This is a genomic window from Flavobacterium sp. GNP010, assembly GCF_056428945.1.
Genome location: NZ_JBWJVK010000008.1, coordinates 20,816 through 33,498, shown reverse-complemented (window position 1 = coordinate 33,498; position 12,683 = coordinate 20,816). Strand labels below are relative to the sequence as shown.

Annotated in this window: 15 protein-coding genes; 12 read left to right on the top strand and 3 right to left on the bottom strand. The window is 33.4% G+C overall.

Annotated features, from left to right (window positions below):
- Positions 1-142 precede the first annotated feature (142 nt).
- From AC061C_RS04775 to ftsY, 8 genes are all read left to right on the top strand, one after another.
- Positions 143-919 (top strand): exonuclease domain-containing protein, encoded by a 777-nt coding sequence (locus AC061C_RS04775; protein ID WP_478290297.1) that lies wholly within the window; start codon positions 143-145, stop codon positions 917-919.
- A gap of 42 nt (positions 920-961) precedes the next feature.
- Positions 962-1,573: a fumarylacetoacetate hydrolase family protein gene (locus AC061C_RS04770; protein ID WP_478290239.1), complete on the top strand. Its 612-nt coding sequence runs from the start codon at positions 962-964 to the stop codon at positions 1,571-1,573.
- Positions 1,573-1,917 carry an Hpt domain-containing protein gene (locus AC061C_RS04765; protein ID WP_309758546.1) on the top strand — a complete coding sequence of 115 codons (345 nt, stop codon included), beginning with the start codon at positions 1,573-1,575 and terminating at the stop codon, positions 1,915-1,917. Before AC061C_RS04770 ends, AC061C_RS04765 begins: the two co-directional genes overlap by 1 nt.
- 182 nt (positions 1,918-2,099) lie before the next feature.
- Positions 2,100-3,353: a CinA family nicotinamide mononucleotide deamidase-related protein gene (locus AC061C_RS04760; RefSeq protein WP_478290238.1), complete on the top strand. Its 1,254-nt coding sequence runs from the start codon at positions 2,100-2,102 to the stop codon at positions 3,351-3,353.
- Between the two features lie 72 nt (positions 3,354-3,425).
- Positions 3,426-3,662 (top strand): 50S ribosomal protein L28, encoded by a 237-nt coding sequence (gene rpmB, locus AC061C_RS04755; RefSeq protein WP_024980263.1) that lies wholly within the window; start codon positions 3,426-3,428, stop codon positions 3,660-3,662.
- 27 nt (positions 3,663-3,689) lie between these two features.
- Positions 3,690-3,872: a 50S ribosomal protein L33 gene (gene rpmG / locus AC061C_RS04750; RefSeq protein ID WP_016988713.1), complete on the top strand. Its 183-nt coding sequence runs from the start codon at positions 3,690-3,692 to the stop codon at positions 3,870-3,872.
- A gap of 75 nt (positions 3,873-3,947) precedes the next feature.
- Entirely contained in the window at positions 3,948-4,100 is a 153-nt protein-coding gene (locus AC061C_RS04745; RefSeq protein WP_072941281.1) for a DUF4295 domain-containing protein, read from the top strand.
- A 127-nt stretch (positions 4,101-4,227) separates the two neighbouring features.
- A complete protein-coding gene (gene ftsY / locus AC061C_RS04740; RefSeq protein ID WP_417943721.1) occupies positions 4,228-5,208 on the top strand; it encodes a signal recognition particle-docking protein FtsY in 981 nt (326 codons plus the stop codon).
- Between the two features lie 186 nt (positions 5,209-5,394).
- Here ftsY and AC061C_RS04735 read toward each other — a convergent pair whose 3' ends face one another.
- Positions 5,395-6,471, bottom strand: a complete 1,077-nt coding sequence (locus tag AC061C_RS04735; RefSeq protein WP_478290237.1) for a serine hydrolase domain-containing protein — start codon at positions 6,469-6,471, stop codon at positions 5,395-5,397.
- A 239-nt stretch (positions 6,472-6,710) separates the two neighbouring features.
- On the opposite strand from AC061C_RS04735, the gene AC061C_RS04730 reads away from it, so the two are divergent.
- Together AC061C_RS04730 and AC061C_RS04725 are read left to right on the top strand one after the other, a co-directional pair.
- Complete coding sequence (locus AC061C_RS04730) at positions 6,711-7,151, top strand: hypothetical protein (protein ID WP_478290236.1); 441 nt, start codon at positions 6,711-6,713, stop codon at positions 7,149-7,151.
- Entirely contained in the window at positions 7,132-7,428 is a 297-nt protein-coding gene (locus tag AC061C_RS04725; protein ID WP_073355171.1) for a DciA family protein, read from the top strand. Before AC061C_RS04730 ends, AC061C_RS04725 begins: the two co-directional genes overlap by 20 nt.
- Before the next feature lie 139 nt (positions 7,429-7,567).
- Here AC061C_RS04725 and AC061C_RS04720 read toward each other — a convergent pair whose 3' ends face one another.
- Both AC061C_RS04720 and bshC read right to left on the bottom strand, forming a co-directional pair.
- Positions 7,568-7,987: a nucleoside-diphosphate kinase gene (locus AC061C_RS04720; RefSeq protein ID WP_039109514.1), complete on the bottom strand. Its 420-nt coding sequence runs from the start codon at positions 7,985-7,987 to the stop codon at positions 7,568-7,570.
- An 85-nt stretch (positions 7,988-8,072) separates the two neighbouring features.
- Positions 8,073-9,662, bottom strand: a complete 1,590-nt coding sequence (gene bshC / locus AC061C_RS04715; protein ID WP_478290235.1) for a bacillithiol biosynthesis cysteine-adding enzyme BshC — start codon at positions 9,660-9,662, stop codon at positions 8,073-8,075.
- A 104-nt stretch (positions 9,663-9,766) separates the two neighbouring features.
- Between bshC and AC061C_RS04710 the strand changes: the two genes are divergently transcribed.
- Positions 9,767-11,050 carry an MFS transporter gene (locus AC061C_RS04710; protein WP_478290234.1) on the top strand — a complete coding sequence of 428 codons (1,284 nt, stop codon included), beginning with the start codon at positions 9,767-9,769 and terminating at the stop codon, positions 11,048-11,050.
- Between the two features lie 399 nt (positions 11,051-11,449).
- Positions 11,450-12,682, top strand: coding sequence for an AAA family ATPase (locus tag AC061C_RS04705; protein ID WP_478290233.1), 1,233 nt, complete (start codon positions 11,450-11,452; stop codon positions 12,680-12,682).
- The last annotated feature ends 1 nt before the right edge of the window (position 12,683 follow it).

Below are 12,683 nucleotides of genomic sequence, written 5' to 3'. Positions count from 1 at the left end.
ATTTTTAAAAATCAGTCGGGTTTTTATTTTATTGTACGATTTGTAACTCACAATTAGACAAGAATTCTTGAAGAAATTACTTGAGGATAATGCGTCAAATTCGGGTTTAACCTATATATTTGTAACCACACAAAAATTAAAAATGGAACTCAAACTCAATAAACCAATTTGCTTTTTCGATCTTGAAACCACAGGAATCGACATTGGAAAAGATAGAATTGTAGAAATATCAATTTTGAAAGTTTTTCCGAACGGAAATAAAGAAAGTAAAACGTGGTTGGTCAATCCAACAATCCCAATTCCGCCACAAACAACTGCTGTACATGGTATCACAGATGAAAAAGTGGCAAATGAACCTACATTCAAAGAATTGGCTGCGCAAGTGTATACTATGATCAAAGACAGTGATTTGGCAGGATTTAACTCTGATCGTTTTGATATACCGTTATTAGCAGAGGAAATGTTGCGTGCTGGAGTAGATTTTGACATGAAAAATAGGGTTTCTGTAGATGTGCAAACAGTTTTTCATAAAATGGAAGAGCGAACTTTAAGTGCGGCTCACAAGTTTTATTGCGGAAAAATACTCGAAAATGCGCATTCAGCAGAGGCGGATACCATAGCGACTTACGAAATATTAAAAGCGCAATTAGACCGTTATCCAGAACTAGAAAACGATATGAAATCACTATCAGAATTTACTACAAGAAAGAAAATTGCTGATTTTGCAGGAATGATCGCTTTTGATAAGGATGATGAAGAGATTTTTACTTTTGGAAAACACAAAGGAGTAAAAGTGGATAAAATTTTGGAAACAGAACCGGGTTATTTCAGTTGGATTCAAAATGCGGATTTCCCGTTGTACACTAAGAAAGTTTTGACAGCCATTAAACTCAGAAAATTAAATAATAAATTGAGCTAATTTTTGAATCTTTCAATCATTAAATTTTTTAATCAATAAGGAATGAAAATCATCTGTATCGGTAGAAATTATACCAATCACATAGAGGAGCTAAAGAACGAAAGACCCACAGAACCCGTTGTTTTTATGAAGCCGGATTCGGCCATTCTATTGAAACAGCATCCATTTGTTATTCCAGAATTTTCGGAAGATGTACATCACGAAATTGAAATTATTGTCAAAATTAGCAAAGTAGGGAAATACATAGAGCCTAAATTTGCACATAAATATTATGATGAAATTAGTGTAGGAATAGATTTTACAGCCCGTGATTTACAAGAAAAATTAAAAGCAAAAGGCTTACCATGGGAAAAAGCAAAAGCATTTGATGGCTCTGCGGTAGTAGGTGAATTTTTGCCAAAAAGTAAGTTTGATTCACTAGAAAATATTACTTTTGAATTAACGAATAATAACAAAACGGTTCAAAAGGGGAATTCCAGTCACATGCTCTGGAAAATTGACGAACTCATTTCCTATGTTTCTCAATTTTTTACCTTAAAAATTGGAGATATTATTTTTACAGGAACTCCAGAAGGAGTAGCTGCTGTAAACCCAGATGACGTTTTAGAAGGATTTTTAGAAGGACAACAACTATTTAGAATACAAGTAAAATAATGGCTATAAACTACAACCTTTCAAAAGTGTACGCACTTTCAGATAACGATGCAGAATTCGTAAACGAAATTTTGACCTTATTTGTCACCGAAGTTCCAGATGATTTAATGCAAATTAAAGAAGGAATAAAAAAGAAAGACCACAAGCACGCTTATGCTTATGCGCACAAGATCAAACCAACGCTCGATTTAATGGGTTTGAACGTCGCTTTTGAAGAGATTCTTCAAATAGAAGCTTGGACCAAAGCCGAGGGTAAAAAGAAAGACATCAAAGAAACTTTCAAAAGCGTAAAAAACCAAGTAAATGATGCTGTCAAAGAAATCAAGAAAGATTTCGATTTGTAATATTTGGGCGTGACCCACTGAAAAAGTGGGTCGGGCTTTCCGTTTCAATCTTTTTATTACCATCGTTATCACTCTGTGGTAATAAAAAGGATTTTCACTTCTATCCCTCACGCAAAATTAAGAGTGTACTACTTCGTACATTTTTTTATAGTAAAGTCTCACCAAAATAATTGAACTACAAAATGAAAGCAACCATAGTTACTATCGGTGACGAAATTTTAATAGGTCAGATTGTCGACACAAACTCAGGATTTATTGCCAAATCGCTGGATAAAATTGGTGTAGAAATCAATGAAATGATTTCGATAAGAGACGATAAAACACATATTTTAGAAACGTTTGAAAAGCTCCAAAACACGGTTGATTTAGTTATTATTACTGGAGGTTTAGGGCCTACAAAAGACGATATTACTAAAAAAACATTTTGTGATTATTTTGATGATGTCCTCATTATTGATGAAAAAGTAGAACGCCATGTAATTGATTTGATTCAGAAGGTAATGAACCGTCCCGCATCTCAAATAAATAGGGATCAAGCATTGGTTCCATCAAAATGTACGGTGCTTCACAATCAAGTGGGTACTGCACCAGGAATGTGGATGAAAAAGGAAAATACGGTGTTTATTTCACTACCCGGAGTTCCCTACGAAATGAAGTATTTAGTCGAGCATGAAATCATACCAAAAGTGGTTCGAGAATATGAGCGTCCTTACATTATTCATCAGACAATTTTGACGTACGGCCAAGGCGAAAGTGTTGTGGCAGAACGTATAGAAGACTGGGAAAATAATCTTCCGGAGTGTATCAAATTAGCGTATTTGCCAGCGCCAGGTAGAGTTCGTTTGCGTCTTTCGGCGCGTGGCACAGATAAAGAAAAATTAGAAACTACTCTTGAAAAAAGCGTAAACTCATTAAGTACTATCATTCACGATATCATCGTAGGTTTTGACGAAGATGAAACCATTGAGGTTGTGGTGGGTAAAATGCTTACCAAGCAAAATAAAACAATTGCAACTGCTGAAAGTTGTACAGGAGGAAAAATAGCACAGCTACTAACTTCAGCAGCTGGAGCGTCAGCTTATTTTAAAGGAAGTATTGTTTCCTATGCTACATCGGCTAAAATAGATGTTTTGGGAGTTTCTGAACGTCTTATTAACGAGCATTCCGTTGTGAGTCGAGAGGTAGTTTCGGCGATGGCATTGAATGTAAAAACGATGATGAAAACAGATTATGCAATTGCTACTTCGGGTAACGCAGGACCTTCAAAAGGAGATGCAAATGCGGATCTTGGAACTGTTTTTATTGCATTGGCCACTCCAAAAGAAATAATCGTAGAAGAATTTAATTTTGGTCAACCCCGTGAAAAAGTGATAGATAGAGCGGTAATTAAAAGTTTAGAACTATTACAGAAAGAAATTTTGAAAAATGTGCAATAAATATGTTGCTTAATAGGTTTATTTTTCTTTTCTTTGCACCCTGATTTTGAATAACGATAAAAGATAAGTATAATGTCAAGAGTTTGTGACCTTACAGGTAAAAGAGCGATGGTAGGAAATAACGTTTCTCACGCTATGAACAAAACTAAGAGAAAATTTTCTGTAAACTTAGTTAAGAAGCGTTTTTATCTTCCAGAAGAAGATAGATGGATTACTCTAAGAGTAGCTGCATCTACGATAAAAACAATTAATAAAAATGGAATCGCTGCAGTTTTGAAAAAAGCGCAGTCAGAAGGATTTATTAAATAATCCATTCCAAAATAAAAAAATAGCAAGATGGCAAAGAAAGGTAATAGAATCCAAGTAATTTTAGAATGTACTGAGCACAAGACTTCAGGTGTTGCAGGAACTTCAAGATACATTACAACTAAGAACAAAAAAAATACACCAGATAGATTAGAGATTAAGAAATTTAATCCAGTTTTGAAACGTGTAACTGTTCACAAAGAAATTAAGTAATAACTAGAGATTTTGATAAAATTTTCAAAACAATGCTTTTGTAGATTTTATTTAAATTTAAATAACATTTGAATCATGGCAAAGAAAACCGTAGCATCGTTACAAACATCTTCTAAGAGATTATCAAAAGCCATCAAAATGGTGAAATCTCCAAAAACAGGTGCATATACATTCGTAGAATCTATTATGGCTCCTGAAGCTGTTGATGAATTCTTGAAAAAGAATTAATTAACAATCACATTATATAGAAAAGCTACTTTCATTCGGAAGTAGCTTTTTTATTTTCTATATTTACCGTTAGAAAATTGTATTGGTTCTATGGACTTAAATACTTCATTCTTAATACTATCTTACAATGAGTTTTTTTAAAAAAATATTTTCATCAGAGAAAAAAGACCCTAGTTTTAGCGAACAAGCAAAGGAAACTTTAGATAAAGGTCTAGAAAAATCGAAAACAAATTTCTTTTCGAAGCTTACAAAAGCCGTTGCAGGAAAGTCGAAAGTAGATGAGGAAGTCTTAGATAATTTGGAGGAGATTCTGGTTGCATCAGATGTGGGTGTGAATACTACCTTAAAAATAATTACCAGAATTGAGAATCGTGTTGCTGCTGATAAATATGTTGGTACTGACGAACTGAATCAAATTCTTAGGGATGAGATCGCCGCTTTACTATCAGAAACTAACACAGGTGAATCTACTCAATTTGTAATACCTACACAAACGAAACCCTATGTTCTAATGGTGGTGGGAGTGAATGGTGTTGGCAAAACAACTACTATTGGTAAATTAGCCTATCAGTTTAAAAAAGCCGGTTATAATGTTGTCCTTGGTGCAGCTGATACGTTTCGTGCCGCAGCGATTGATCAATTGCAAATTTGGGCGGATCGAGTAGGGGTTCCTATTGTGCGTCAAGAAATGGGGAGTGATCCAGCATCGGTAGCTTTTGATACGTTGCAATCTGCAGTTGCTCAAAATGCTGATGTCGTTATTATTGATACCGCAGGTCGTTTGCATAATAAAATTAACCTGATGAATGAGTTGACCAAAGTGAAACGAGTAATGCAAAAAGTAGTTGCTGATGCGCCCCATGATGTAATGCTAGTTTTAGATGGTTCAACAGGTCAGAATGCTTTTGAACAAGCAAAACAGTTTACTGCAGCTACCGAAGTTAGTTGTTTAGCGGTTACCAAACTTGATGGTACTGCCAAAGGTGGCGTTGTGATTGGGATCTCAGATCAGTTTCAAATTCCGGTTAAATACATTGGTGTTGGCGAAGGAATTGAGGATCTTCAGGTGTTTAATAAGTATGAATTTGTAGACAGTTTTTTTAAATAGTAGTTAGAATGAATTTTTCTTCTTTAAAAAATACGCCACCAATGTACCTTTATTTGGTGAGTATAATTTCTTTTGTATTGGCAAATGTGATTCGGGATAAAAGTCTTGGCTTCTATTATTTTTTGTTACTAATAGGTTTTATTTTCTTTATTCTTGGTTTTATTAGACGCATGAAAGCAAAATAAATTACTGATACAAAGCACTAATTTTTTGCCATAAAACGGAATCAAAATCAGATAATGCAAAAGTTGGATTATCAGTATTAGTTACATCTCCCATTCGGATTACGACCATTTTTTTGCTAGGAATGATGTATATTTTTTGATCGTTTTTTCCTAATGCCATAAACATATCAGCTGGTGCAGTTGGGATTAAGCTTCCATTAAATTGCAACTGGCTTTGTGGTAAATGATAACTGACTTTGCCATTCAACCACCATAAATAGCCATAACTAAGATTTATGTTTTGTGAAGTAGTAGTTGCTTGGGTAAAGTAATTTTCATTCAAAACCACATTGGTTTCCCATTTCCCTTTATTTAAAATTAATAAACCAAAACGGACCATAGAACGGGAATTACTTCCATAAACGGAATTATTTCCCAGTTGAAACCAAGTGCCTTCCATCCCTATTTTATCTTTTAGGCGGGTATTGAAATAGGTGTTCCAAGTTTGACCGCTAGCTTGTGCCACTACATCTTGTAATTTTACATATACATTGTGATAGGCCCAGCGTGTTCCCGCATCGGCTTTGTAGGTGAGGTTCGCCGGTGTGACATCATCTGTGCTGTCATCTAATCCTGAAGTCATGTTGAGTAAGTGCTTGTTGGTTATCAAGTTTTCTTTGGCCAAGGGTAAGCTAGTCCAACCCGTTCCTATATATTGTGAAACTTTTGCATTGATGTCGATGATGTTTTCTTGTTGTGCAATGCCTGTTACGGTAGACGTTAATGTTTTTCCGGCACTTGCCCAGTACCAATAAGCATTGGCATCATGGCCATTAAAATAATTTTCTAAAACGATTCTTCCATTAACAAGAATGATGAAAGATTTGGTGTTTTTGAGTTGTAAATAATCTAATAACGGTTGCACAGCGGATTGTTTCCATCCTAATCTTGCAATTGATTTGGTTTCCCAAGTAGTACTATTAATAGGTGGGAAGTATGGTGTTTCGGTTGAAATTGGACTCGGAGTTGTTTCAACAGAATCAGAATTGCAGCTTATAAAAAATATTAGAATGAGTACGATATAGATTAATTTTGACATCTTTCTTATTATTAGTTACTAATTCCTTTAAGACCAAAAATATAGAAAATAGTTTAATGTGTTTCTACTATTTTTGTTTTCTTTGAATTTAATAAGAGTAACTTTGTATTTATAATAAACGCGTTATAAACGAAATTTCCTAGCCCTGATTGTAGTGAAAATCCTTTTTTGACGCCTTTTTTGGCGGATAAAAAGATTGTAGCGAAAAGCAGGAAACAGCTCCTAAAATATTTAAGATTATGAAAAAAACATGTAGCATTTTATTAATAGCATTTCTTTTTGTTGCTTGTCAGCAAAAAATAAAACCTGAAGATGTTTCAAAAATTAATGGTTATTGGGAAGTAGAAAAAGTTGTATTTGATTCTATTGATGATAAAGACTACAGCATGAATGAAGTATATGATTATTTTGAAATAAAAAATAATAAGGGAATTAGGAAGAAAGTTAGACCACAATTGGACGGTACTTTTTTAGTGAATGATGCGTTTGAAAATGTAACTGTTCGTTTTGCAGATGAAAAGGTTTTTTTAGATTATGCAACACCTTTTATGAAGTGGAGTGAGGAAGTGATTGCGCTTTCAGCGGAAGAGTTAGTGCTGTTAAATAAGGATAAAATAGAGTATCACTACAAGAAAGCAACAGCAATAAATGTACTAGGCAATGGCAAAACGACTAAATAATCAAAGCACGATAGGGGATGTTTTGAAGCAAATAATTCAAGTCAATAAACTGCAACCTGGAATGGATCAGATTGATGTGAAAGATGCTTGGAAAAATCTTATGGGCAATGGCGTGAACAGTTATACAAATAATGTGGTTTTGAAAGGAAGTACGTTGTATGTTGAGTTAACTTCGTCTGTATTGCGGGAAGAATTAAGCCACGGGAAGTCTAAAATAGTGGCCATGATTAATGAGGAATTAAGACGTGATGTGGTGAAAGATGTCGTTTTGAGATAATGATTTTAGATTGTTGATTAACGATTTTAGATTTCAGATTTTTGGTATAAAAAAATCCCATTTCAATTTTGAAATGGGATTTTCTTTTTTTTTGTTCAGAGTACTATGTCACTGAACACTAAAAACTGAGTTCTGAATACTAGAACTGCTCTCTTCCAGCAAAATGGAAAGCACCTTCGATAGCAGCATTTTCATCGCTATCAGAACCGTGAACTGCATTTTCTCCAATAGAAGTTGCGTATGCTTTACGGATAGTTCCTTCAGCAGCTTCAGCAGGATTTGTAGCACCAATTAAAGTTCTGAAATCTTCAACTGCATTGTCTTTTTCTAAAATAGCAGCAACAATTGGTCCTCTTGACATGAATTCAACTAATTCACCATAGAAAGGTCTTGCAGCATGTACTTCGTAAAAAGCTTGAGCGTCAGCAACAGTTAATTGTGTTAATTTCAAAGAAACGATTTTGAAACCTGCAGTTGTAATCATTGCAAGTATGTTTCCGATGTGTCCGTTTGCAACAGCATCAGGCTTAATCATTGTAAATGTTCTATTAGTAGCCATCTTTTTATTTTTTTAATTTTGTGCAAAAATAGGATTTTTTATTGATTATTATTACAATTTCAGTATTCAAATTGTCATTTTCTTATTAAAGCACAATTGTGTTAAATGTGTGCTCTAATGGCTTTAGTTGCTTTACTAAAGTTGGAATCAGGTTTTCTCCATATTCCAAATAAAATTCAGAAAAATTTGTCTGGCGTTCTTGCAAACTATTATTGGGGAACAACTCGTTTTGTAGGATAGTAATGCGTTCTAAAGCGTCATTTAATTTTCTTTTTTGAGCTTTTAGCAAACGTTTTTCTAGATTTTCTAAACCTTTGAGTTGTTTAGTCTCTTGTGATTTTAAAGCGCCTAAGAAAGAATTATCGGTTTTATGGGCAATGGCGTACAACGATTCAAATTGCAATTGTAGTTGCTCTTTTAAGGTATCTAAATCGAGCGGAAAGTTTGATAGTTCTCTAGTTTTTGTATTGATTAAACTACTTTGTTTTGAAAATAGATCGTTCCAAGTTAACATTAATTTGTCTGCTTTTTTAGCTTGTTTTTCAGTTGCTAATACAACTGAATTCCGAAGTAAAAGCATAGGAAAGGTTACCCGAGCAGATTCAAAATAGGATTTTAATTCTAACCAATAGGCAATTTCTCCGCCTCCGCCAATATAACACAAATTAGGGAGTATGACTTCCTGATATAGTGGACGCAGAATCACATTAGGGCTAAATTTCTCTGGATGATTTTCTAAAAGAGCAATAATTTCCGATTCAGAAAATTCGATTTTAGTATGGTTTACTTTGTATTTTCCATCTTCAAAAAGAATGCGTTCGCGCAAGTTATCCTCTATATAGAACAAGTTGATTTCACGTGGATTGACCTGAATTGTATACTCTTTTAATTTTTCGGCAGTTTCTAAAACTAGCTTGTGTGATGATTGATGGAGTAATTCTTCTTTTACGTAAGGGATGAAGATGCGTTTTAAATCGGTATTATCTGCATCAAGAATAACCAAACCATAGTCGCTGAAAAGTGCATTAGCTAAAAACCGAGTAGCATCGGCGAGGTTGCTATGTGATACATAAGCATTTTCAAATAATTTTTTTAATGTTTCAGAATTTGTACTAGAACCTAATTCTAGTTTATAAACGTCGAGAAAATCAGCTAAACCATCGGTAGACAATCTTCCTACGGGACCTGAACTTTCTTTGTTCCATCTGAATTTTTTACCTTTAAAATTGAAGTAATTAATTTCTTCAAAATCATGATCTTCGGTTGCCATCCAATAAATAGGAACGAAATTATAAGTGGGATATTTTGCTTTTAATTCGGTTGTTAAATTAATGGTCGAAATGATTTTGTATAGAAAATATAGTGGTCCACTAAAGAGATTTAATTGATGACCCGTTGTTACAGTGAATGTATTTGAATTATTCAAAGCTTCAATATTTTGTTGGGTCAAAACGGAAGTTTCAACGTTTACATATTGTTTTTGTAAAACAGCAACTAAAGTCTCTCGTTTAGTATTATCAAAGTTATTTTTCTTTTCAAGGATTTGATCTTCAAAGTTTTCAAGTTTTGGAAATCGTTTGTATAAGGGAGTTAAAGTAGCTTTTTGATTTAAATAATCATTCATCAAAGTAGAGAAATATCCAGAATCCTGATAGCTGATACAGTCGGTTGGCATAGTAAAGTTTTATATGATGCTAAAATACCATTATTAATTGGAATTATTTATTTGTTACTTTCGAAAAATAGTTTCATTTTTATATTCAATATAGTAACAGTTTTATGAAAGATTATTCTAGTACCAGCACTAAAAATTCAGTTAAACATGTTCTTTTTGGCAGTTTAATAGGAACGACGATTGAGTTTTTTGATTTTTATATTTACGCCAATGCTGCAGTTTTGGTATTTCCGCAGTTGTTTTTTCCAAGCTCAGATGGAGCAATGGCTACTTTGCAATCCTTAGCCACCTTCTCCATTGCATTTTTATCGCGACCTCTTGGCTCAGCCTTTTTTGGACACTATGGAGATAAAATAGGACGAAAATTTACTTTGGTTGCAGCGTTACTGACAATGGGAATTTCGACCGTAACTATTGGCTTTTTGCCCAGTTATGCAAGTATTGGTATTGCAGCTCCTTTGCTGTTAATGCTTTGTCGTTTTGGTCAAGGTATTGGTTTAGGAGGCGAATGGGGAGGCGCGGTACTGTTAGCAATTGAAAATGCACCGCCAAATAAAAGAGCTTGGTACGGTATGTTTCCACAATTAGGAGCTCCAATTGGTTTGTTGCTATCAGGAGGAACTTTTTTAGTTTTGACGGACCTAATGAGTAATGAAGATTTTATGAGTTACGGTTGGAGAATACCTTTTATTGCGAGTTCACTTTTAGTGGTAGTTGGGTTTTATATCCGATTGAAAATTACAGAAACCCCGTCTTTTGAAAATGCTAAAAAAGAACAGCAAGAAGTTAAGATTCCATTTTTTACATTATTCAAATCCCATAAAAATCAATTGATTTTTGGAACATTTGCTGCAGTTACCGCTTTTTTGGTTTTTTATCTGATGACCGTGTTTACATTAAGCTGGGCAACTACTGATTTGGGATATTCTAAAAGAGACTTTTTATTGATGCAGTTGTTTGCTGTACTCTTTTTTGCCATTTGTATTCCGATTTCTGCTTTGATTGCAGACAAAATTGGGCGCCGAAAAACGTTGGTTTATGTTACTATTGCAATCGGTTTTTTTGGATTTTCATTTTCTTATTTTCTAAATTCAGGCAGTAACAGTATGGTTGCTTTCTTTTTATGCACAGGTATGGCTTTGATGGGATTTACTTATGGACCATTAGGTACATTCTTATCGGAATTATTTCCTACTACGGTGCGGTATTCAGGTGCGTCATTAACGTTTAATTTAGCAGGAATTCTAGGTGCGGCTTTTGCTCCAATGATTGCAATTTGGTTAGCAAGTACTTATGGTTTGACATATGTTGGATTTTATTTGACTGTAGCAGCTTGTATTTCGTTGTTTGCTTTGATGGTAATCAGCAAAGAGGAGCATGCGTTTTAAATAAACAATTATTGAAAAAAAAAATGAAGACTGAAATTATTCAGTCTTCATTTTTGAGCCACATTAAAACATTCAATTAGAATTTTGCTAGCTTTAATAAACGTATGTAATCGGATTCAAAATTCTCTAGCTTTAGATTAGCGAAAAAAAATAAGATAAACATAGATTCGCTCCGGGTTTATTGTTTTTACAAAATTTCATTTAGCAATTGATTTGGAAAATCACAATATACCAAATTTTAATTTTACTTTTGCACAATACTTTTCCTTTTGAAAACCAAATTATTTGCAATCACGCCCCCTTTCACCCAATTGAATACGCCGTATCCGGCAACCGCTTGTATCAAAGGGTTTCTGAAAATGAAATTTAATTAGTAAATTCGTTAAAATTATTTTTTTTATGAAAATTAAAAATCTTTCCCTCAAAAATATAGGTCCTTTTTTGGATGCTCACCTTGATTTTATTACAGATGAAAATCAAAAACCTCCCGTTATTATCATTACAGGTGAAAATGGAACAGGGAAAACTATTGTTTTGGATGCAATAAGAGGAATTTTGTTAGGAACAAATGATGGACATAGGGGGAGTTTGCAAAGGAATATTATTAGAGATGAAAATGACTTTCAAATTAAGTCAAATTTAGATTTTAATAATTCTAATTACACCTTAATTAGTGAAGAAATAGATAGTTTTAACAAATTTCAAATCAAATCTGACGAAATTAAATCATTTTATAATGTCTCTAATGGTTTTGGAGGGCATGAAGGAAATATTTGGGTAGCGAGTTATTGGACGTCAAAAACTGACAACTCCAAATTTAAATTAGATTCTTTAGTTTTTTGGAATTCCAAAGGATATTTGAACGGTGCTTTTACTGGTGTTCAATCTAATGTTGAAGTATTGAAGTTGATAACCGCCTTTGACTATTATAGATCGAGTGATAATCCAAAGGAAAAAGAAGAAGGTGAGTTTTTATATTCAATTATTAAAAAAATATTTAAACTTGGACTTTTTGATGGCGAGTTGAAATATGTAGAAAGAAAAACAAATATGCCAATTGTTTCTCAAAATGGGTTTGATGTTTCGTTGGATAAATTGAGTAGCGGAAATTTATATTTGATTCAAAGAATGATTTCTCTTTTAGGACAAATGTATTCAGTATATGAATTAAATAATTTAAAATTGGAAGAGTTATTATTGACACCAGGTTTATTGTTAATTGATGAAGCAGAGAATCATTTGCATCCGAAATGGCAAAAAACATTTTTAAATTCTATTTTAAATATATTTCCTAATCTCCAGATTATTATTACAACACATTCTCCATTTATTGTTTCATCGGTTGAAAATTCAAAAGTTTTTGTTTGCAAATCAGAAAAAGACCATTCTATCATTGTTGATGAAACAGATGTTTATTCTAATAAACCCATAGAAGAAATTTTGCAATCGGAGGTTTTTGATACAAACCCTTTTAATTCTGAAATTTCAGATTTGATGAACAAGAGAAAGGTAGCAATTGAAAGTAAGGATTTTGCTAAAAAAGAAGAGATAGAAGAAAAATTGAAAGCAATTAATCCTGAATATTCCTCCTATTTCGATATAGATAAACTCATTAAAAGTATTATAAAATAGT